26 protein-coding genes and 1 tRNA gene are annotated in these 18883 nt (G+C 64.5%); 25 read left to right on the top strand and 2 right to left on the bottom strand.

Annotated features, from left to right (window positions below; all coding sequences use genetic code 11):
- The first annotated feature begins 1 nt into the window (after position 1).
- The 16 genes from OEJ36_RS20580 to OEJ36_RS20500 all read left to right on the top strand — a co-directional run bounded on the left by OEJ36_RS20580 (position 2) and on the right by OEJ36_RS20500 (position 8417).
- Positions 2–634 (top strand): LexA family protein, encoded by a 633-nt coding sequence (locus tag OEJ36_RS20580; protein ID WP_263403145.1) that lies wholly within the window; start codon positions 2–4, stop codon positions 632–634.
- Positions 635–786: 152 nt separating this feature from the next.
- Positions 787–1032 (top strand): DUF1654 domain-containing protein, encoded by a 246-nt coding sequence (locus tag OEJ36_RS20575; RefSeq protein ID WP_263403144.1) that lies wholly within the window; start codon positions 787–789, stop codon positions 1030–1032.
- A 432-nt stretch (positions 1033–1464) separates the two neighbouring features.
- Positions 1465–1540, top strand: a tRNA-Gly gene (locus OEJ36_RS20570).
- Positions 1541–1566: 26 nt separating this feature from the next.
- Positions 1567–1746, top strand: coding sequence for a carbon storage regulator CsrA (gene csrA / locus OEJ36_RS20565; protein WP_263403143.1), 180 nt, complete (start codon positions 1567–1569; stop codon positions 1744–1746).
- Between the two features lie 141 nt (positions 1747–1887).
- On the top strand, positions 1888–2178 hold the full coding sequence (locus OEJ36_RS20560; protein ID WP_263403142.1) for a hypothetical protein: 291 nt from the start codon (positions 1888–1890) through the stop codon (positions 2176–2178).
- Entirely contained in the window at positions 2175–2321 is a 147-nt protein-coding gene (locus tag OEJ36_RS20555; protein WP_263403141.1) for a hypothetical protein, read from the top strand. Before OEJ36_RS20560 ends, OEJ36_RS20555 begins: the two co-directional genes overlap by 4 nt.
- Positions 2311–2784, top strand: coding sequence for a DUF3268 family zinc-finger domain-containing protein (locus tag OEJ36_RS20550; protein WP_263403140.1), 474 nt, complete (start codon positions 2311–2313; stop codon positions 2782–2784). Before OEJ36_RS20555 ends, OEJ36_RS20550 begins: the two co-directional genes overlap by 11 nt.
- Positions 2777–3193: a hypothetical protein gene (locus tag OEJ36_RS20545; protein ID WP_263403139.1), complete on the top strand. Its 417-nt coding sequence runs from the start codon at positions 2777–2779 to the stop codon at positions 3191–3193. The genes OEJ36_RS20550 and OEJ36_RS20545 overlap by 8 nt, the downstream gene beginning before the upstream one ends.
- On the top strand, positions 3186–3428 hold the full coding sequence (locus OEJ36_RS20540) for a hypothetical protein (protein WP_263403138.1): 243 nt from the start codon (positions 3186–3188) through the stop codon (positions 3426–3428). Before OEJ36_RS20545 ends, OEJ36_RS20540 begins: the two co-directional genes overlap by 8 nt.
- Positions 3425–3685 carry a hypothetical protein gene (locus OEJ36_RS20535; RefSeq protein WP_263403137.1) on the top strand — a complete coding sequence of 87 codons (261 nt, stop codon included), beginning with the start codon at positions 3425–3427 and terminating at the stop codon, positions 3683–3685. Before OEJ36_RS20540 ends, OEJ36_RS20535 begins: the two co-directional genes overlap by 4 nt.
- Positions 3682–3831, top strand: a complete 150-nt coding sequence (locus OEJ36_RS20530; RefSeq protein ID WP_263403136.1) for a hypothetical protein — start codon at positions 3682–3684, stop codon at positions 3829–3831. Before OEJ36_RS20535 ends, OEJ36_RS20530 begins: the two co-directional genes overlap by 4 nt.
- A gap of 4 nt (positions 3832–3835) precedes the next feature.
- On the top strand, positions 3836–4639 hold the full coding sequence (locus OEJ36_RS20525) for a RecB family exonuclease (protein WP_263403135.1): 804 nt from the start codon (positions 3836–3838) through the stop codon (positions 4637–4639).
- Positions 4640–4647: 8 nt separating this feature from the next.
- Complete coding sequence (locus OEJ36_RS20520) at positions 4648–5442, top strand: hypothetical protein (protein WP_263403134.1); 795 nt, start codon at positions 4648–4650, stop codon at positions 5440–5442.
- Between the two features lie 5 nt (positions 5443–5447).
- A complete protein-coding gene (locus OEJ36_RS20515; protein WP_263403133.1) occupies positions 5448–5648 on the top strand; it encodes a hypothetical protein in 201 nt (66 codons plus the stop codon).
- A gap of 12 nt (positions 5649–5660) precedes the next feature.
- Positions 5661–6683, top strand: coding sequence for a DNA translocase FtsK (locus OEJ36_RS30480; protein WP_317891594.1), 1023 nt, complete (start codon positions 5661–5663; stop codon positions 6681–6683).
- A 6-nt stretch (positions 6684–6689) separates the two neighbouring features.
- Positions 6690–8417, top strand: coding sequence for an AAA family ATPase (locus OEJ36_RS20500; RefSeq protein ID WP_263403132.1), 1728 nt, complete (start codon positions 6690–6692; stop codon positions 8415–8417).
- Positions 8418–8720: 303 nt separating this feature from the next.
- Here the strand turns inward: OEJ36_RS20500 and OEJ36_RS20495 are convergent, their stop codons facing one another.
- A complete protein-coding gene (locus OEJ36_RS20495; RefSeq protein ID WP_263403131.1) occupies positions 8721–9017 on the bottom strand; it encodes a hypothetical protein in 297 nt (98 codons plus the stop codon).
- A gap of 109 nt (positions 9018–9126) precedes the next feature.
- Between OEJ36_RS20495 and OEJ36_RS20490 the strand changes: the two genes are divergently transcribed.
- From OEJ36_RS20490 to OEJ36_RS20475, 4 genes are read left to right on the top strand one after another with little or no spacing between them, the layout of a single operon-like run.
- A complete protein-coding gene (locus OEJ36_RS20490) occupies positions 9127–10431 on the top strand; it encodes a DNA-methyltransferase (protein WP_263403130.1) in 1305 nt (434 codons plus the stop codon).
- The gene (locus OEJ36_RS20485) at positions 10428–10673 is read left to right on the top strand and encodes a hypothetical protein (RefSeq protein ID WP_263403129.1); all 246 of its coding nucleotides are present in this window, start codon (positions 10428–10430) and stop codon (positions 10671–10673) included. Before OEJ36_RS20490 ends, OEJ36_RS20485 begins: the two co-directional genes overlap by 4 nt.
- Positions 10670–11395, top strand: a complete 726-nt coding sequence (locus OEJ36_RS20480) for a hypothetical protein (RefSeq protein ID WP_263403128.1) — start codon at positions 10670–10672, stop codon at positions 11393–11395. Before OEJ36_RS20485 ends, OEJ36_RS20480 begins: the two co-directional genes overlap by 4 nt.
- An 11-nt stretch (positions 11396–11406) precedes the next feature.
- Positions 11407–13314: a DNA cytosine methyltransferase gene (locus OEJ36_RS20475; protein WP_263403127.1), complete on the top strand. Its 1908-nt coding sequence runs from the start codon at positions 11407–11409 to the stop codon at positions 13312–13314.
- Positions 13315–13586: 272 nt separating this feature from the next.
- Here the strand turns inward: OEJ36_RS20475 and OEJ36_RS20470 are convergent, their stop codons facing one another.
- Positions 13587–14117, bottom strand: coding sequence for a hypothetical protein (locus tag OEJ36_RS20470; RefSeq protein ID WP_263403126.1), 531 nt, complete (start codon positions 14115–14117; stop codon positions 13587–13589).
- A 646-nt stretch (positions 14118–14763) separates the two neighbouring features.
- Between OEJ36_RS20470 and OEJ36_RS20465 the strand changes: the two genes are divergently transcribed.
- The 5 genes from OEJ36_RS20465 (at position 14764) to OEJ36_RS20445 (ending at position 18820) form a co-directional block, all read left to right on the top strand.
- A complete protein-coding gene (locus OEJ36_RS20465; protein WP_263403125.1) occupies positions 14764–15117 on the top strand; it encodes a DUF4406 domain-containing protein in 354 nt (117 codons plus the stop codon).
- Entirely contained in the window at positions 15098–15484 is a 387-nt protein-coding gene (locus OEJ36_RS20460) for a hypothetical protein (protein ID WP_263403124.1), read from the top strand. Before OEJ36_RS20465 ends, OEJ36_RS20460 begins: the two co-directional genes overlap by 20 nt.
- Positions 15485–15548: 64 nt before the next feature.
- Positions 15549–15788, top strand: a complete 240-nt coding sequence (locus OEJ36_RS20455) for a hypothetical protein (RefSeq protein WP_263403123.1) — start codon at positions 15549–15551, stop codon at positions 15786–15788.
- A 231-nt stretch (positions 15789–16019) separates the two neighbouring features.
- Positions 16020–17210, top strand: coding sequence for a site-specific integrase (locus OEJ36_RS20450; protein WP_263403122.1), 1191 nt, complete (start codon positions 16020–16022; stop codon positions 17208–17210).
- A gap of 20 nt (positions 17211–17230) precedes the next feature.
- The gene (locus tag OEJ36_RS20445; protein ID WP_031286787.1) at positions 17231–18820 is read left to right on the top strand and encodes an ABC-F family ATPase; all 1590 of its coding nucleotides are present in this window, start codon (positions 17231–17233) and stop codon (positions 18818–18820) included.
- The last annotated feature ends 63 nt before the right edge of the window (positions 18821–18883 follow it).

Below are 18883 nucleotides of genomic sequence, written 5' to 3'. Positions count from 1 at the left end.
CATGAATATCGGACAAACAATCAGAAAGGCGCGGAAGGCCAAAGGCTGGACGCTCGAAGAACTCGCGCACCGGGTCGGAACCGACACGGGCAACCTCTCTCGTCTTGAGCGTGGCCAGCAGGGTGCTCGCCAGGACCTCCTGCAGAAGATCATCAAGGAACTGGACATCACGATCGGCGCCGAAGGGCCTGCTGGTGAACCCAGCAACGTCTCGCTGGCGGTGCAGCCGGATCGCTCCTACCGCTACCCGGTGCTGAACTGGGTGTCGGCCGGACTGTGGGGCGATGCCCTACAACCGTACGAACCTGGTGCCGAGGAAACCGAGCTCAGCAACTACATGGGCAAGGGCCTTTGCTTCTGGCTGCAGGTCAACGGCGACTCGATGACGGCGCCGATCGGCGACAGCATCCCGGACGGCAATCTGATCCTGGTCGATACCGGCCTGGAGGCCCGCCCTGGACACCTGGTTATCGCCAAGCTGGAGAATGACGACAAGGCCACCTTCAAGCGCTTGGTCCAGGACGGCGGACGACAGTTCCTGAAGCCATTGAACCCCGCCTACCCCCTCATTGAAATCACCAACCACTGCCGCTTCGTCGGCGTTGTCGTAGAGACGAAGCGCAAGCTGGTCTGAGTTCAGATGGACACGAGAGCCCCGCACAAGCGGGGCTTTTTCGTTTACATGACTGAAAAGTTTACATATCGACCAAGGGATATCCCCGGCCGCTATTGAAAGCTCGGTCCCTGCCGAAATACTGTATATATATACAGCAATGGAGGTAACCGATGGATGCGCAGTCCCTACAGCAAACCACCTACCAGTCCTACCGCGCACTGGCGCAACGCGTGCAGGCACTGGTGAGCACACCCCGAGCCCAGATCGAGCACCAGATCGTGCTGGCCCGCGAGCCAGGCGACATGCAGCCAGCCTGGGACCAGTTCCTGGAGGAGATCCGCGAAACAGAGGGGGTGACGCTGACGCCTAGAACCGACGGCAGCATCCATATTGCTTGGTTCGTCTCCCACCGCTAACCCTCTCCTTCCTGTCCCCAAAGCCCGCCGCGAGCGGGCTTTGTATTTTCTGCAATTCTGCGCTTGACGCAGAATTTAATCTGCGCATAATGCAAATCACATTCTGCGCAGAACGCAGAATTACAAGCCGGGTAATCGCCGGCTAGCCCGGGACTCAGCGAATTGAGTGGGCTCACGAGATGAGCTCTCTACCCCCTGCCCCGCAATGGTTTGTCCAGCGGGACCGACAGGAGCACAGCGCCCAGCCGCAGGTGGCGCAGGAAGTAACAGCGGCCAGATTCACCAACCCTGGCGCTCCGGCGCCGGGGCTGTATCGGTGGGCGGTTCGGCGGCGCACCTGCGCCACGGCTGAGAGCCGGACCGTCCACCGATGCGGCCCCTCCGCATCACCTGCTGCTCCACACCTTGCCTCGCTCACACCGGGGCTTTTTTGCGGGCGTAGCTCAGTTGGTAGAGCACCGGCCTTCCAAGTCGGTCGTCGCGGGTTCGAACCCCGCCGCCCGCTCCACGCTTCACTCGGAAAAGGAATCCACCATGCTTCTTCTCTCGCGCCGCATCGGCGAAACAATCGAAATCGGCGAAGACATCAAGATCACCATCGCCGGCATCCAAGGCAACCAGGTCCGCATCGGCATAGACGCACCGCGAGACGTGCCGGTCCACCGGGAGGAAATAGCCCAGCGCATCCGGGATGAAGAGCAGCGCAGCACCTGACCCCCTTTTCCAAGCCCCGCAACTGCGGGGCTTTTCGTTCCAGCCCCCAGTCGAGAGCACTCGCCCCGCGCCCACCGGCAAACAGCGGGACGGACGAGTGCTGCCCACTGAAGGCTCACCAGCGAGGACACGACCATGGGCATGACCGCCATCGCTCACCAGCACCTGATCAACCGCGACCATGACCGCCGCATGGCGCACGACCGCCGCTCTGACCAGCTCCGCGACGACATGGACTGGGAGCGCCTGGAGGAAATCATGGCCGATGCTCCGAAGGCTCAGCGCAAGGAGTTCTGGAGCAACCTGTTGCCGCTGCTGGACACCTACCCGCGCTTCCTCGGCAAGCAGAGCGTCCAGCTGATCGCCGAGCCGCTGCACGACGCGGTCGCCGAGGCGATTGACGCCCAGGTGCGCAAGGAGATGACCCGATGATCATCTTCGCCAGCTTCCACGGCGAGCGCCGGGGCGACTTGCTCGCCCGGGCCATGGCCGCCGGCATCACTTCCCTCCCCCGCCGCGACTTCCAACACGGCGGCCGTGTCCTGATCACTTTCGAGGTGCGCCATGCCCATTGATCCCCGCGCGAACAGCGCTGAAAAGCTCGTGCCGCCGGCACCGCTGCCCCTGGTCAGCCGGGCCGCGCTGCGCCGTGTCCGCGATGCGATGCCGCCGCCGACTGCCTGCCCGTACTGCGAGGGCCCGGTGGCCCTGGTGTGCAACAGCGAAATCTACGGGCGCGAGTTTGGCGCCTGGCCCTACGCCTACCGCTGCGTGCCCTGCGACGCAATGGTAGGCCTGCACCCCGCCACCGACCTGCCGCTGGGCACCCTGGCGAACAAGCAGCTTCGCGCAGCCCGCGCCACCAACAAGCAGCTCTTCCACCGCGTCAAGGACCGCTTCGGGTTCACCCGCTCCCAGGCCTACGAGTGGTTGGCGCTGCAGATGGGCATCCCCAAGGCGGAATGTCATTTCGGATGGTTCGACCTGGCTCGCTGCGCGCAAGCCGGTGCGGTCTGCAAGGAGGTGCGTCGTGGATAAAGTGCTTGCGGCCATAGTGCGGCACGAGCGAGCAGCCCAAGAGAACCACCGGCTAACCACGGAAGTCGGTGCTGCCCTGGCACGGTGCCCGGTGAACGTCGAGCTACAGAACTGGAGCTTGCCCGCGCATCGTCGGAAGGAGTTGACGACAGCAGACGGCCTGTCCAAGACCCACCTCTGGGAGGCGCTGGACATCCGTGAGGCTTCGCCCACCGGGCACGGGAGCGAGCGGCTCAGCGAGAGCGAGATTGCCGACTACCTGGCAGATGACCCCGCTTGCGAGCACTGCCAGCTCGCGTGGCAGCTGCTCCAGCAGCGCAAGATCGTTCGTTCGGAACTTGGCATCGCCAAGCGGGCACTTCGCGCCATTGGCCGCGCGGCGCTTCGCAAGGAGGCTGCTCATGGATAGGAACGACCGCAAGGCCCTGGCCGCGGCCCGTCTAAAGCGCGAGAGCCGCATCGAGCGCAACCTGCGAAACGAGTACCTGCAGGGTCGGGGGCCCGAGGGCCTGGAGCTGATGAAGGACGGTAGCTGGTCCGCATGCTGCCGTCGCTGCGAACAGCCTTACGAATGGCCGGCGATGGCGGTGGAGTATTCCGAGGAAGGCAACTACTGCGGTGGAAGCGAGTGGTGCATCCCATGACCATCGCCACCCAGCAGGCCAGGGTCTACTACGCCCCCACCGCCGGCCGGCGCTTCCTCACCAAGGCCGCGGCGATCAACAAGGAAGCACGGGCGATCATCCGGAAGCACTTCCCAGTCGAACCGCCGTGCAAGTGCACCATGGAGCACTGCGGGCTGTGCGGTGACCGTGGATGGTCCCTAGAGGTGAATCAGCCAGAACGCTTCCAGCGTTACTACCGGCTCCTGACCGCCGCCCTACGGAGGTCCATCCAATGACCCCCTACCAACGCGCCAAGCGCTTCGCCTTCTGGCGCGGGCTCTTCGCCGCCCTCGCCCTGTTCACCGGCCTGCTGGTCGCCATCTCCTACGGCGGCCAGATCACCGCCGAGCAGCCGGCCACCTCCTACACCCGCCAGAGGTAACCCAATGTCCACCATCACCGTGCGAGCCTCCTCGTGGGGCTCGCTGTTCGACTGCGCCTACAAATGGGAGGGCGTGCACCTGCTGGGCATGCGATCGCCGAGCAGCCCGCGCGCCCTGCTGGGCACTGCGATTCACGCCGGCACCGCCGCGTTCGATATCGCCCGGGTCACCGGCCAGCCGCTGACGCCGTTCGACGCCGCCGCCCACTTGGTGGACGCGCTGCAGAACCCAGACCGGGAAGTCGACTGGCGCGGCGCCGACATCACACTGGCGCAGGCGGAAAGCACCGGCCTCGCCCTGCTGACCAGGTACTGCACCGACATCAGCCCCCGCTACGACTTCGTGGCCGTGGAGATGGAGACGAAGCCGCTGGAGATCGATTGCGGCGGCGGGATCATCGTCCGCCTGACCGGCACCCTCGACCGGGCGCGCATCAAACGCAACGAGTACGGCACCGGCATCGCTGACGTGAAGACCGGCACCGGCGCGGTGGTCGATGGCGTCGCGAAGACGCGGGGCCATAAACCGCAGCTCGGCACCTACGAGCTGCTCTACCAGCACACCACCGGGCATGCGACCACAGCACCGGCCGAAATCATCGGCCTGAAGACCAAGGGCAAGCCAGAGGCCGCCACCGCCGAGGTAGAGGGCGCGCGCGAGCTGATGGTGGGCACCGACGCCGCGCCCGGGCTGATCCAGTTTGCCGCCGACATGTTCCGCACCGGCCTGTTTCCCCCGAACCCCCAGAGCAACCTCTGCAGCGCCCGCTACTGCCCGCGCTGGTCCACCTGCCCCTACCACGACTGAGGCTCACCATGACCCAGACCCAAACGCTTCAAGGCCTGCAACAGCAGCAGCTCGCTGCTGCTCACCACCAACCGCCCGTGGCGATGAGCTTCTTTGACCTGCAGGGCTTCGAGCTGATGCAGCGCATCGCGAAAGCCTTCTCCAGCTCCAACCTGGTGCCCAAGCATTACCAAGGCAACCTGCCTAACTGCATGATCGCCTTGGACATGGCCCGCCGCATCGGTGCCAACCCGCTGATGGTGATGCAGAACCTGTATGTGGTTCATGGCACGCCGGGCTGGTCCAGCAAGTTCCTGATCGCCACCGTGAATACCTGCGGCCGATACAGCACGCTCCGCTATGAGTGGGTCGGCACCAAGGGAAAGGACGACTACGGTTGCCGCGCCTGGGCGATCGAGCGCGAAACCGGCGAGCGCCTGGACGGGATCGTCGTCGACTGGGCGATGGTCAAGGCCGAGGGCTGGTCCAGCAAGTCGGGCAGCAAGTGGATGACCATGGCCGACCAGATGTTTATCTACCGATCGGCGGCGTTCTGGCAACGCGCTTACGCGCCGGACCTCGGCATGGGCCTGGTGACCGAGGAGGAAATCCGCGACACCTACGACGCGCAGCGCAGCAACGACGGAAGCTTCAGCGTCGATCTCGATTCGTTGCGCGACACCGCCCCGGGCCCGGTGGTGGACATGGAAACCGGCGAAATCCTGGACGCCGAGCCCGAGGCACCAGCGCCTGCCGCTGCTGCGGCCGACGAGCCCCAGCAGCAGGACGACGAGCCGGAAGGCGGCGACCTGGTTCTCGAGTAATCCCCATGGCATCCCGCACGGTTGAAGAGCGCTTCGACCGTGTCGAGGAGTTCAACGCCCTGCTCTGCGCCGCCGAGATAGTCGCCCAAGGCGACTGGGACGAGCAGTTCACCGCCGACCTCCGCGACACCTTCAAGCGTTATGGCCCCCACACCTACCTCAGCGACTCCCAGCTCCAGCAGCTGGAGCGCATCGCCGCCCAATAGGAGCCCCACCCCATGAAGATCGAACACCGCAGCATCATCGACCGTGCCCGCAGCATGGGCCTGTATCCCAGCGAGCTCGCCCACGAGCTGCTGGTCCACGACCTGGTAGCCGCTTGCCTGGGCGAACTGCGCAACCTCAAGGCGGCCTACAGCAGCCTGAACGAGTCCACGCAGCAGGAAGTGATCGACCGCTTGACCGACGCCGCACGTGACGCGGCGACGGTCGCAATTCGCACCATCAGCACCCGCGACGTGGAACACGTGCAGGTCGAGATGAAGTCCATCAAGGTCGAAGCGAAGACGCTGACGATCACCGCCAAGGTCGATGCGCACGAGCCGAGCAAGCACGCCCTCACCGACTCCGCCGGGAAGCTGTGCCTGCTGGTGATCGCGCCGAACGACTACGAAGAGGCGATGGACGACATCGTCCCCGATCGCGACCAGAAAACCCTGGCACTGCCGGCCAGCGAAATCCTTGGCGGCCTGGACCTGCGCGGTAGCGACGACGACATCCCGGATGGCGACGACCCTCTGTACCAGGACGTTGTCCGCGTCATCAGCGAAACCCGCCGCGCGACCATCTCCGCGGTCCAGCGGAAATTCAAGGTCGGCTACAACCGCGCCGCCCGCCTGATCGAGCGCATGGAGCGCGAAGGCCTGGTCACCGCGCCGAACTCCAACGGCGTGCGCGACGTGCTGATCCCGCCGCCCGCCGGCCACGAGCAGGAGCCCGAGCCGCTGCACACCCCCGAGGAGCAGGCCGACGACCTCTACGCGCAGGCCGTAGCCATCGTGCGCGAGGACGCTGGCGGCAGCATCTCCTGGTTGCAGATGCGCCTCGCCATCGGCCAGGACCAGGCCGAGGCCCTGATCGCTCGCCTGCGTGATGCAGGTGTGGTCGGTGAGCCGGACGACAAGGGCAACCATCCGCTGCTGGATGCGTCTACGCCGGACATCGCCGTGATCAGCACCGAAGAGCCCGCGGCCCCGGAAGAGGCCGACGACCAACCCGAAGTTCCGATCACCCTGGAGTGACCCATCATGCGCCTGGACCGAATCCTGGTAGAGAACGTCCTGGGCTTGCGTAGCGCCGACCTGGCGCTGCGTACCCCAATCACCCTGGTTGCCGGCCCGAATGGCGCTGGCAAGTCCAGCCTGGGCGACGCCGTGAGCATGGCGCTGCTCGGCAGGCCCCGCCGTGTCGCGAAGAAGAAAGACCTGGCCCAGCTGGTCAGCGAGGGCGCCAAGCGCGGCCGCGCTGCAATCTGGGCCGACGGCGAGCAGATGGGCGAAATGAAGCTGCCCAGCGGCGACCACGGCGAGCACCTGCCGGCCGGCGCGCAGTACCTGCCCTATGTGCTGGACTCGACGCTGTTCGCCACCGGCAGCGCCGACGATCGCCGCCGGCTGCTGTTCCAGCTCACCAACTGCAAGGCGACCCCTGACCTGATCGAGAAGCGCCTGCTGGAACTGGGAGCGCAGCCCGACAAGGTGGCGACGATCAAGCCGCTGCTGTTGTCGGGTTTCCCGGCCGCCAGCGAGGACGCCAAGGCCCGCGCCACCGACGCCAAGGGCGCATGGCGTGGCGTCACCGGCGAGGTGTGGGGCGAAGTGAAGGCCGACGGCTGGGAGCCGGAGCTGCCTGCTGCCTCCGTCGACCAGCAGGACCTGGCCAACAGCCAGAAGGAGCTGCAGCAGGTCGAGCAGGACCTGGCCGACGCGCAGGAGGCCCTGGGCGCCCACCGCGCGAACGGGCAGAACAACGCCCAGCGCCAGGCCAAGGTCGCCGAGTTGGTGCCCGAGGCCGACCTGCTGGCCCGCCGGCGGGTCAAGCTGGAGGAGGACCGCAAGCGCCAGCTGGAGTGGTCGCAGAAGCTGGTTGACGCCGAGCAGGCCGCCAGCGTCGCAACCGCGCTGACGTGCCCGTGCTGCAGCGAGCTGCTGGTGATGGAGGACGGCAAGCTGATGAAGCTGCCCACTGTCCCTGGCGCAGATGCAGCCGAAGCGGCAAAGCGTGTCGCGGAATACGAGGGCTACCTGCAAAGCGCCATGCGCGCGATCGACAACAGCCTGCGCGACGTCGCCAGTTCCGAGGCCGCCGTCAAGCAGATCAAGGAGCTGAAGGCCGAACTGGCCGCAGAGGTGTCGGCGGAGGCGATCGAGACCGCCGAGCAGGCGATCAACGACCTACGCCAGCAGCGCGACGCGCTGCGCGCCAAGGTCGAAGCCCTGCAGGAGGTGGCCCGAGCCATCGCCGACCGCCAGGCCGTGATCGACAAGGCCGCGCGGCACCATGCGGACGTCGTCACCTGGTCGCTGATCGGCGACGCCCTGGCCCCTGCCGGCATCCCCGCGAAGCTGCTCGGCGAGGCTCTGGCACCGGTCAACGACTCGCTCGCCATCCTGGCCCGCCTGGCCAAATGGCGCCCGGTGGTGATCGGCAACGACATGGCGCTGACCTACGGCGACCGCGCCTACGGCCTGCTGTCCGAGTCGGAGCGCTGGCGCGTCGACACCCTGGTGGCGCTGGCCATCGCCCAGCTGTCCGAACTGCGCGTGGTGCTGCTGGACCGGTTCGACGTGCTGGACCTGCCGTCCCGCACCCAGATGCTGGTCCTGCTCCTGGAGCTGGCGAAGATCAAGGCAATCGACTCGGTGGTGCTGTGCGGCACGCTGAAGGAGCCGCCGGCGAAGCTGCCGGCGCCGATCGCAGCCTACTGGATCGAGAGCGGCGCAATCGTCCAGCCCAGCACCAGCCAAGCCGCATAGCCGCCCACTCGGGCGGTCCCTCCCTCATCGCCCTGCCGCGCCAGCCGCGGCCAGGGCCGGCTCGCCCCGAGGAAACCATGGCCAGACCGAACAACCCAGCCCGCCCATGTGCAGTGCTGACGCCGGACCAGGTGCGCCAAATACGCGCCGCCGGCTACCGACTCACCGCGCGCCAGCTCGCCACAGAGTACGGCGTCCACTACCGGACCATCGAGAAGGTCCGGGCCTACGAGACCTGGGGAAGCACCTGAGCAAGCCGCCCAGCTCGACATTTTCACCGACAAAAGAGGACTGGCATTCGACTCATCGCGCTAGAACTTTGTCACCAATTTCGAACAGCCCAGCCGCAACCCTGGCCACTGTTTTGCCGGGATCCCGCAACGGGCATCCCATATGGCTCAGCACAAACTCGTCCCAGATGCGCTCATGCCGCAGGCTGCCGTCTTCTCGATATACGCCAAGGAATACTTCCTGGACCACGCCAAATTCAACCCCAGCGCGAATTTCCGAATGGCAGCCATTGTCGTGCTGATAGGCCCTGACTAAGGCGTCGGGAAAGCGCCGATTGAATTCGAAAAAGCAGTCAGTTCTCTGAAGCATGTTTTCTCCTTAATCCGGCGTTGAGCCGGGCCTTCCGAACCTAGACCACTTCATTTCTAAGCGCCACTACGGTGCGGCTTTGCCGTGCCTGGCATAAGGAGCCCGCCGCATGACCCCTGACTACACCCTGCACCTTGGGGACTGCCTCGAGGTGATGCGGTCCATGCCCGACAACAGCATCGACAGCGTCGTCACCGACCCGCCCTATGGCATCCGCTTCATGGGCAAGGCCTGGGATGGCAAGGACATCGAAGACCGCGCAGCTCAACGCGCCAGGAAGCCTTCCCGCGACAGCGCATGCGGCGCTACAGGTGGCCACCGGTCTGTGGCGGCTGAGGCCGGCAAGTACGACCTGACCCCATCGGGCATGCGCGCCTTCCAAGAGTTCAGCTTCGCCTGGGCTGCGGAGGCGTTCCGCGTGCTCAAGCCCGGCGGCCACCTGGTGTCGTTCGCATCGCCGCGGACCTATCACCACATGGCCGTCGGCATCGAAATGGCCGGCTTCGAGATCCGCGACCAAATCATGTGGGTGTTCGGCTCCGGCTTCCCGAAGAGCCACAACCTCAAGGGCGAGCACGAGGGCTGGGGCACCGCGCTGAAGCCTGCCCACGAGCCCATATGCATGGCGCGCAAGCCTATGACCGGAAGCGTCGCGCAGAACGTGGCGCAGTACGGTACCGGCGCGATCCACATCGATGCATGCCGAATCGCCGGCGAGGAGATGCGGCCGAACACCGGCGCCGGCGGACTGCCACGGCGGCAGGCGGACGAGCAGCGCGGCCCTGGCATCTTGACCCAGCCGCACGCCGGCGGACGCTGGCCCGCGAACCTGATTCACGATGGGAGTCGCGAGGTAGTGGCGCTGTTCACCGCCGAGGCAGGCGCCGCCGCCCCGGTGAAAGGTACCGAGCCCACTGCGAACGGGTTCAGCGGAGCGGTGGCGTACAGCGGCATGCTCCAGCGGGTGGCTGGCGTCTTCCACAACGACACCGGCAGCGCGGCCAGGTTCTTCTACTGCGCAAAGACCAGCAGAAAGGACCGCAACGAGGGTTGCGAGCACATGGAACGCAAGCCCCTGAACTGGTCGAGCGGCGATGCAAACCCCGGCAGCTTCCAGAGCGAGGGCACGGACAAGACCAGCCCGAACAACCACCCGACCGTGAAGCCGACCGACCTGATGGCCTACCTGATCCGCCTGGTAACGCCTCCTGGCGGTACCGCGCTTGACCCTTTCATGGGCAGCGGAAGCACCGGCAAGGCGGCCATCCGCGAAGGCTTTCGGTTCATCGGTTGCGAACTCTCGCCGGAGTACTTGGCGATCGCAGAAGCCCGCATCGCCCACGAACAAAGCCGCGTTACAGCTGAGAGCAGCCAGCTCGACATCTTCAACGACAGCAAGGAACCAGCCGCATGAACATCTATCGCCACACCTTCGTGGCCCGCTGCCCCAGCGATGGCGAAATGATCATCTACCGGATGGAGATCAAGACAAAGGGCATGGTCATGGTCGAGCACATCAAGACCGCCACAAGCCTGATCAAGGAGGGATACCAGGAGCAAATCGCCGACCAGTTACAGCAGCAACTGGGTGGCGTGCTTCGGATAGAGGCAACGCACCAGGGCGTGGAAATCGAGAGCATCAGGGGGGTGCCGTGATCCACTACCACGGCACCCCGATCGGCGGTACCCGGCAAGATGCTGCCCGGTTCCTCGCCGGCCGGCACGGCCTGGTCCCGTTCCCACGCCAGGACGATGTGGGAATCGTCGCCGAGGTCTGCCAGTCCTTTGTCTTCGACAATGGCGCTTTCAGCGTCTGGAAGCGCGGCGGCCTCTTGGACGTAGACGGGTACACCCGATGGGTGGACGAGTGGCACCGCCATCCTGGTTTCGATTGGGCCCTGATCCCCGACGTGATCGATGGCGACGAGACCGCCAACGACCGGTTGCTCGAACAGTGGCCTGCGCACCTTCCTGGCGTCCCGGTCTGGCACCTGCATGAATCACTGGAGCGTCTGCATCGCCTGGCCGGTACCTGGCGGACCGTGGCACTCGGTAGTTCGGGGCAATGGGCAACGCCTGGCACTGCCCCATGGTGGACACGCATAGGCGCAGCGATGGACGCCATTTGTGATGAACACGGCCGCCCATCTTGCCGGCTCCACGGCCTGCGAATGTTGGACCCGGCCATCTTCAGTCGGCTGCCCTTCGCCAGCGCTGACAGCACCAACGCCGCAGTGAACGGCGGGAGCGTCACCCGGTTCGGCATGTACTGCCCACCAACCGCGGGGCAGCGCGCAGCCGTGATCGCCGACCGCATCGAAACCCACAACTCCGCATCGACCTGGACGCGTAACGCCCAGGGCGAGCTTGCTATATAGGAACCAGCTGCATGATCAAGCGCACCCTCTACCACTTCCACTTCTGCTGCGGCCTCGGCGGCGGCGCCAAAGGGTTCAACCGCGCCAAGCCCATCGTCGGGAACCTGCAGGCGGACTGGGAATGCCTGGGCGGCATCGACGTTGACCCGCGCGGCTTGGCCGACTTCTCCCGCCTCGCCGGCGTGCCCGGCACCCTGCTGGACCTGTTCACCCGTGACCAGTACATCCGCTTTCATGGCAAGGAGCCGCCGCCCGGCTGGCGCGAGGCGACCCCGGAGGACGTCCGGCGCGCCGCCCGTGGCATCCGCCCGCACGCGGTCTTCATCTCCAGCCCCTGCAAGGGCGCCAGCGGCCTGCTGTCGGAGAAGATGAGCCTGACGCCGAAATACCAGGCGCTCAACGAACTGACCCTGCGCTGCATCTGGCTGATGGGCGAGGCCTGGAAGGACGACCCGGTCCCGCTGATTGTGTTCGAGAACGTCCCGCGCCTGGCCACCCGGGCCCGCCACCTGCTGGACCAGATCAACAGCCTGCTCAGCTTCTACGGCTACGCGGTCGCCGAGACCACCCACGACTGCGGCGAGCTGGGCGGCCTGGCCCAGAGCCGAAAGCGTTTCCTCCTGGTGGCGCGCCACGTCGAGAAGGTGCCGCCGTTCCTGTACGAGCCGGAGAAGAAGAGCCTCCGCGCCGTGGGCGACATCCTCGGCCGCATGCCGCTGGCGGGCGACATCGCGGCGGCCGGCCCGATGCACCGCGTTCCGTCCCTGCAGTGGAAGACATGGGTCCGTCTGGCCCTGGTCGAAGCCGGTGGCGACTGGCGCAGCCTGAACAAGCTGGCGATCGAGGACGGCTACCTGCGCGACCTGGTGATCGTGCCGGCCTACCGCAGCGGCTACATGGGCGTGCATGGCTGGGACGAAAGCATGGGCACCGTCGCCGGTCGCAGCAGCCCCACCAATGGCGCGTTCTCGGTTGCCGACCCGCGCTACGAGGCCTCCGCCCGCTGGAACTACGGGCAGCAGTTCGGCGTTCTGGACTGGCGCGAAACCTCCGGCACCATCACCGGGCAAAAGTCGCCCGGGCAAGGGAAGTTCGCGGTGGCCGACCCGCGCGGCCAGAGCTTCGGGAAGTACCCGGTCACCGATTGGGATGATCATGCCGGCACGGTCATCGCGGCCAGCACCACCGGCCAGGGCGCCTTCGCCGTGGCAGACCCGCGGCCGACCGGGGTGCGCCATAACAACGTGTTCCGCGTCGTCGGCATGGACCAGCACGCCGACACCGTGACCAGCGGCCACGGGCCCAGCTCGGGCGGCCAGGCCGTCGCAGATCCTCGCTACCACAACTGGCACGCCGGCGCGTCGAGCCGGAAGCTGAACGTGGTGCCCTGGGATGGCACCGCCGGCACCGTCACCGGTTCCCAGCAGGTGGCCAGCGGCGCCCTGTCGATCGCTGATCCCCGTGCGCTGCATCGCCAAGAGGGTGACGCCTGGGTAGGTGGCGGCCACTACGGCGTGGTGGGCTTCGACCAAGCAGCCGGCGCCGTCTCCGCCAGCGCCCGCTACGACAACGGCCGCTGGAGCGTCGCCGACCCGCGCATGCCGGCGGCTGATGAACGCCTCACCTGCATCATCCAGTCGCTCGACGGCACCTGGCACCGCCCCTTCACCACCCTGGAGCTGGCAGCCCTGCAGAGCCTGGTGGACCCCGAAGAGCAGTTGGAGCTGGACGGGCTCAGCGACAGCGACTGGCGCGAGCGCATCGGCAACGCCGTTCCGCCGGCAGCGGCCGAGGCGATCGCCCACGTCATGGGCACAACCCTGCTGCTGGCCGAGCTGGGTGAAACCTTCATCCTGAGCAGCATGCCGGTTTGGGTGCGGCCGGTTGCCGTGGGGCTGAGCGTTGCCCAGCAGCAGTAGATTCACAGGAAATGGCGACCTGGCGACAGCTATTACCCCGACAACCCACAAACCGTAGGAGGTAATCATGTGCTGTTGCTGCTAAACAATCATTTTGGTTCTGCTCATCATCGCTCTGATTGTTTTTTCTGAGTGACCGCCCCGCCCGGCCGCGCCTATGCGCGGCTCGGGCCACAACCTTGCGCTGTGACAGACGAAACGCCGAAGGCCTAACCTAATTAAGGAAATCGGCAATGGGCACACCTGAACGCATACAGGAAGAAGTAAAGCCGTTAACCCACGTATATTCCAACTTCAAAGTTCTCCATGCTAATAGCGTACAGCCGCCCCCAGCTTTTACCATCATGAGAGAGTTCAAGGCCATCTTCGCCACCTCTTAGGTAACAGCCGTTGTATTGCATGTTTATGCGCTCAACCGTCATTCTGTGAGGCGGCTCTAGATATAACGAGAGCGCTATATCACCAGGCCCCCTTCTAATTACAACCCTCGGCCCAGTACTTTCAACATCCCAATTATCAGCACCAACAACCAGAACATTATCATCGATTTTTAAAGTGCATGCCCCCGTCTCGTCCGAGAAAACTCCGGACAATCGAAATGGCTGTCCAAGTTCCAAAGGAGGGGCTACGGATAAAATGTCACATCCCCCCAAATGAATTAGAGTCCGGCAATTTTTAAAGCGATTACCTGCCACGATCACTTCAATGGGCTCAATTCCAAAGTCGAAGGTCTCGCTTGAGTAACCGGACTGTTTGCACTTTGGGTTATCGTTGCTCCTTGCAACTGTTTCGCGAGACAGCATACCGCGCGCCCTTTTTTGATTACATTGCATGCAAAGCAACGTAATTCCATCAGCCTCATGGGTAAGCGCATCTTTGAAGTCAGGATTAAAGTGCTCATAGTCGTAGAACGCGAGTCCACATATTACGCAGCCAAATCCACAGCGCTGCCGAACCACCCGCCGAACTTCACTTGGTACGTAGCGACCTAGGCCATGTTTGTTTCTTTCCCCCATAACTCCTCCGCCCTCTTCAAATACGAACTATATTTGTGCGCCTGTGCCGCATACTGATTCTTTTATTTAGAGAATGCTGCCACTCTGCCCTGGTTGATTAATAGGTTCTAGCCATCAGCTTCGCGAATCGCCCGCACTCGTTCTCCGCTCGATTCACAGGCGGCATCTCGAATCCTCTTATAAAGGGCAAAGCTGCCGTCTGCATAGTCGTTGCCATACCAAGCTCCAGTTGTTGAAGCGGCGAATGTAGCCGACGAGGAGTCCCCATGAAATTGGCCTCTCCCGCACCGTGAACGCTCCAACCCACTGCCGCTCCACCGGCCTGCACATCGGGCTCTGCTCCTGCACTCGCTCCAGCACGCCGGCCACCGCACAACCCCTGTAAACCATCCCCCACTTACCGACTCTGCGCACAGCGCCGGAGGGTTTCCCCATGCACCGTATTTACCTGGCCGGGCCAATGACTGGCCTGCCCGACGAGAACCGCCCGGCCTTCAACGCTGAGGCGGCACGCCTGCGCAAGCTGGGCTACCAGGTCGAAAACCCCGCAGAGCTGAATCCGCCTGGCACGCCGCGCCACATCTGCATGCGCGTCGACATTCAGGCGCTGCTGGGCTGCGACACCATCGCCCTGCTGCCTGGCTGGATCGATTCCTCTGGCGCCCTGCTGGAGCGAACGCGGTGCAGTTCGGCTTCCAAGTCATCGCCACCAAGAACATCACCGAGCCCTACCAAGAGCCGGCCGACGCCGCCCTGGAGCATTGACCATGAACAAAGAACAACGTGAACAGCTCGCCAGCGACCTGCTTGCCGAGGCCGAGCACCGGCGCGGCCGCGTCGTGGATCTGCTGCGCAACGCGGCTGCCGCGCTCTCCGCCCCGACTGCTGCTGGGGTGCCAGTGGTGGGCACCAGGCCTCAGACTTGCAACGGAAAGCGCTGTGGCTGGTGCAAGGAGGGTGCCGAGCCTTGCCACTACACCCCGCCGGCATCCGCACAGCAGCCGGCAATCGTGCTACCGCAGCGCTGCACGGAGTACGTCGGCGACCGCGACAATCTGCAATGGGCCAGGGGCGCCAACTTCATGCTCGACGAACTCCTGCGCCTGAACCCGCACCTACAGCCGCCTGCGCCGGCGCAGGGAGGTGAGGCGTGACAGGCCCCTCCCGACTTAGACCGTTGGCCATCGTCACGGGGACCAAGACGGTCCCTTCCTGGAGGTGGCCGACGCGAGCGAGCTCTACGCCGACGGCCTGCTGCCGCTAGGCACCGAGCTGTGCCGCCTGGCCCACGCCGAGGTGCTGCGCGACCAGGTCATCGCCCTGGCCGCCGAGAACCAGGAGCTGCGAGAGCGGCTGCAACTGCGCGCCGGGCGCGTGCGCAGCTTCGACCGCGAGCGCCAGAACGGCACCGGCATCATCAGCCAGTGGCTGCGAGCCTACGGCAGCAAGACCCCCTGACCTATTCAACGAATCAGCCTGCCGGCGCTGCCGGCGGGGAGGCCTCCCTATGTCTGCAGCACACCAAAGCGTTGAGGACGAACACGACAAGCTCACCGAGGTGCAATTCGCCGCCTTCCTCGGCACCACCGTCGCAGCATTGCGCACCAGGCGCTTCCGCAAGCAGATCCCTGAAGGGGTCTGGATCAAGCTCGGCCGCGAAACCATCTACAGCAAACGGAGATACGATGAATGGCTGGAAAACCAATGGACTTGCCCGCCGGGGTGGAAATCTTCCGCAACTCCCTCCGCGTCCGCTTCACCTGGAACGGAAGACGCCGCAGCGAAACACTTCCGCTTCCCGTCACGCAGAAAGGCATCCAGGCTGCATCCCGACTGCGTGCTCAGGTAGTTGGCCTGATAAAGATGGACCTGTTGGACGACGCCAAGTACGCCGAGCTTTTCCCAAGCTCGGCGAACGTGGCAGGGCTCAACACCTTCGGTGAATACGCCCAGCTCTGGCTGGACAGCCGGGGGATGTCGAAGGGCACCAGGGGCAACTACGTCAGCGCTCTGAACCTCTACTGGCAGCCGCATCTGGCCAAAACCCGAATCGACCTGATAACAACCACCCTGCTCCGAAAGATCATCGCGGACACCGAATGGTCATCCCCTGGGGTGAAGCGCAACGCCATCTGGCGCCTCGGCACCGTGCTGCGCACGGCCGTTGAAGACGGCGTCATCGACAAGAACCCTGCAGAGCCCATTGAGTTGCCACGGCGCGGGAAGAAGGAGGTTGACCCATTCACCCAAGCAGAGGCGGACCAGATCATCGAGGCGATGTATGCCCGTGATTTCTGGCCGAGCAGCATCTACGCGGCGCTTTACGAATTCATGTTCTATTCGGGGCTGCGGATCGGCGAGGCAATTGCGCTGCAGTGGGACGCCGTCGAACTCCAGAAGAGGACAGTGCGGGTATTCCGGGTAGTTGCATTGGGGGAAGTAGAGGAGCGCACCAAGACCCACAAGGACCGAACGGTGCTGCTGAACGATCGCGCCATCCACGCGCTGGAGTTCGCCCTGGCATATGCCGAGCGCCGGAAGATGGGAGAGGGGCGCATCAAGGAAACGCCGTTCGTCTTCCCGCCGTCGAAGAACAGCGAGTTCATCAAGCAGACTTCCGACGTCCACCACCAGTGGCGACCGATCCTCAAGGGCCTGGGTATCCGGTATCGCAAGCCATATAACTGCCGTCACACCTATGCGACAATGTGCCTAATGTCAGGCATGAACCCCGCCTTCATCGCACAGCAGTTGGGCAATAGCGTCCAAATGCTTCTCTCTACGTACGCCCGCTGGATCAACTCTGGCTCCGATTGGACCGAGATTGCGAAGTTAAATACTGGTATCAAATCGGTATCGACTTCGGCAGACAGCTTGTAAGTCATTGAAAGGTAAAGCTCTTGATCTCCACCGCAAATATCACCATGCAGTTCGGCCCCAAGCCGCTGTTCGAGAACGTTTCCGTCAAGTTCGGCAACGGCAACCGCTACGGCCTGATCGGCGCCAACGGCTGCGGCAAGTCGACCTTCATGAAGATCCTCGGCGGTGATCTGGAGCCTTCCGGCGGCCAGGTGATGCTCGAGCCGAACGTGCGCCTGGGCAAGCTGCGCCAGGACCAGTTCGCCTATGAGAACTTCAGCGTCATCGACACCGTGATCATGGGCCACGAGGAACTGTGGCGGGTGAAGGCCGAGCGCGACCGCATCTACTCCCTGCCGGAGATGAGCGAGGAAGACGGCATGGCCGTGGCCGAGCTGGAGACCGAGTTCGCCGAGATGGACGGCTACACCGCCGAATCCCGTGCCGGCGAGCTGCTGCTGGGCCTGGGCATCCCGCTGGCCCAGCACTTCGGCCCGATGAGCGAAGTCGCCCCCGGCTGGAAGCTGCGCGTGCTGCTGGCCCAGGCGCTGTTCTCGGACCCGGAAGTGCTGCTGCTGGACGAACCGACCAACCACCTGGACATCAACACCATCCGCTGGCTGGAAAACATCCTCACGGCGCGTAACAGCACCATGATCATCATTTCCCACGACCGCCACTTCCTGAACAGCGTGTGCACCCACATGGCGGACCTGGACTACGGCGAGCTGCGCCTGTTCCCGGGCAACTACGACGAGTACATGACCGCGGCGACCCAGTCGCGCGAGCAACTGCTGGCCGACAACGCCAAGAAGAAGGCGCAGATCGCCGAGTTGCAGACCTTCGTCAGCCGCTTCTCCGCCAACGCCTCGAAAGCCAAGCAGGCCACCTCCCGCGCCAAGCAGATCGACAAGATCCAGCTGGCCGAGGTCAAGCCGTCCAGCCGCGTCAGCCCGTTCATCCGCTTCGAGCAGCACAAGAAGCTGCACCGCCAGGCGGTGACCGTGGAGAAGCTGGCAAAGGGCTTCGAAGACAAGCAACTGTTCAAGGGCCTGGACCTGCAGATCGAAGCCGGCGAGCGCGTCGCCATCATCGGCCCCAACGGCATCGGCAAGACCACCCTGCTGCGCACCCTGGTCGGTGAAATGACCCCGGACGCCGGCAGCGTGAAATGGACCGAGAGCGCCGAGCTGGGCTACTACGCCCAGGACCACGCCCACGACTTCGAAGACGACGTCACCCTGTTCGACTGGATGGGCCAGTGGACCCAGGGCGGCGAGCAGCTGGTGCGCGGCACCCTCGGCCGCATGCTGTTCTCCAACGACGAGATCCTCAAGTCGGTGAAGGTGATCTCCGGTGGTGAACAAGGCCGCATGCTGTTCGGCAAGCTGATCCTGAAGAAGCCCAACGTGCTGGTGATGGACGAACCCACCAACCACCTGGACATGGAATCCATCGAGGCGCTCAACCTGGCGCTGGAGAACTACCCGGGCACGCTGATCTTCGTCAGCCACGACCGCGAGTTCGTCGGCTCCCTGGCCACCCGCATCATCGAGCTCTCGGAGACCGGCGTGACCGACTTCAGCGGCACCTACGACGACTACCTGCGCAGCCAGGGCGTGATCGTCTGACGCACGCTCCAGCGCCCTGAAAAAGCCCCGCCGATGCGGGGCTTTTTCTTGCCTGCGTGGCGC

The organism is Pseudomonas sp. PDM13, assembly GCF_025685765.1.
GTDB classification, from domain to species: Bacteria; Pseudomonadota; Gammaproteobacteria; order Pseudomonadales; family Pseudomonadaceae; genus Metapseudomonas; species Metapseudomonas solani.
Note: the sequence above shows the minus strand (reverse complement) of the source record. Positions and strands in the feature narration are given on the sequence as shown.

What these genes read in the sequence shown, in the direction of transcription:
- OEJ36_RS20580 (WP_263403145.1), top strand. Translation starts at nt 2, where the DNA reads ATGAATATCGGACAAACAATCAGAAAGGCGCGGAAGGCCAAAGGCTGG.
- OEJ36_RS20575 (WP_263403144.1), top strand. Translation starts at nt 787, where the DNA reads ATGGATGCGCAGTCCCTACAGCAAACCACCTACCAGTCCTACCGCGCA.
- csrA (WP_263403143.1), top strand. Translation starts at nt 1,567, where the DNA reads ATGCTTCTTCTCTCGCGCCGCATCGGCGAAACAATCGAAATCGGCGAA.
- OEJ36_RS20560 (WP_263403142.1), top strand. Translation starts at nt 1,888, where the DNA reads ATGACCGCCATCGCTCACCAGCACCTGATCAACCGCGACCATGACCGC.
- OEJ36_RS20555 (WP_263403141.1), top strand. Translation starts at nt 2,175, where the DNA reads ATGATCATCTTCGCCAGCTTCCACGGCGAGCGCCGGGGCGACTTGCTC.
- OEJ36_RS20550 (WP_263403140.1), top strand. Translation starts at nt 2,311, where the DNA reads ATGCCCATTGATCCCCGCGCGAACAGCGCTGAAAAGCTCGTGCCGCCG.
- OEJ36_RS20540 (WP_263403138.1), top strand. Translation starts at nt 3,186, where the DNA reads ATGGATAGGAACGACCGCAAGGCCCTGGCCGCGGCCCGTCTAAAGCGC.
- OEJ36_RS20535 (WP_263403137.1), top strand. Translation starts at nt 3,425, where the DNA reads ATGACCATCGCCACCCAGCAGGCCAGGGTCTACTACGCCCCCACCGCC.
- OEJ36_RS20530 (WP_263403136.1), top strand. Translation starts at nt 3,682, where the DNA reads ATGACCCCCTACCAACGCGCCAAGCGCTTCGCCTTCTGGCGCGGGCTC.
- OEJ36_RS20525 (WP_263403135.1), top strand. Translation starts at nt 3,836, where the DNA reads ATGTCCACCATCACCGTGCGAGCCTCCTCGTGGGGCTCGCTGTTCGAC.
- OEJ36_RS20520 (WP_263403134.1), top strand. Translation starts at nt 4,648, where the DNA reads ATGACCCAGACCCAAACGCTTCAAGGCCTGCAACAGCAGCAGCTCGCT.
- OEJ36_RS20515 (WP_263403133.1), top strand. Translation starts at nt 5,448, where the DNA reads ATGGCATCCCGCACGGTTGAAGAGCGCTTCGACCGTGTCGAGGAGTTC.
- OEJ36_RS30480 (WP_317891594.1), top strand. Translation starts at nt 5,661, where the DNA reads ATGAAGATCGAACACCGCAGCATCATCGACCGTGCCCGCAGCATGGGC.
- OEJ36_RS20500 (WP_263403132.1), top strand. Translation starts at nt 6,690, where the DNA reads ATGCGCCTGGACCGAATCCTGGTAGAGAACGTCCTGGGCTTGCGTAGC.
- OEJ36_RS20495 (WP_263403131.1), bottom strand. Translation starts at nt 9,017, where the DNA reads ATGCTTCAGAGAACTGACTGCTTTTTCGAATTCAATCGGCGCTTTCCC.
- OEJ36_RS20490 (WP_263403130.1), top strand. Translation starts at nt 9,127, where the DNA reads ATGACCCCTGACTACACCCTGCACCTTGGGGACTGCCTCGAGGTGATG.
- OEJ36_RS20485 (WP_263403129.1), top strand. Translation starts at nt 10,428, where the DNA reads ATGAACATCTATCGCCACACCTTCGTGGCCCGCTGCCCCAGCGATGGC.
- OEJ36_RS20475 (WP_263403127.1), top strand. Translation starts at nt 11,407, where the DNA reads ATGATCAAGCGCACCCTCTACCACTTCCACTTCTGCTGCGGCCTCGGC.
- OEJ36_RS20470 (WP_263403126.1), bottom strand. Translation starts at nt 14,117, where the DNA reads ATGCTGTCTCGCGAAACAGTTGCAAGGAGCAACGATAACCCAAAGTGC.
- OEJ36_RS20465 (WP_263403125.1), top strand. Translation starts at nt 14,764, where the DNA reads ATGCACCGTATTTACCTGGCCGGGCCAATGACTGGCCTGCCCGACGAG.
- OEJ36_RS20460 (WP_263403124.1), top strand. Translation starts at nt 15,098, where the DNA reads ATGAACAAAGAACAACGTGAACAGCTCGCCAGCGACCTGCTTGCCGAG.
- OEJ36_RS20450 (WP_263403122.1), top strand. Translation starts at nt 16,020, where the DNA reads ATGGCTGGAAAACCAATGGACTTGCCCGCCGGGGTGGAAATCTTCCGC.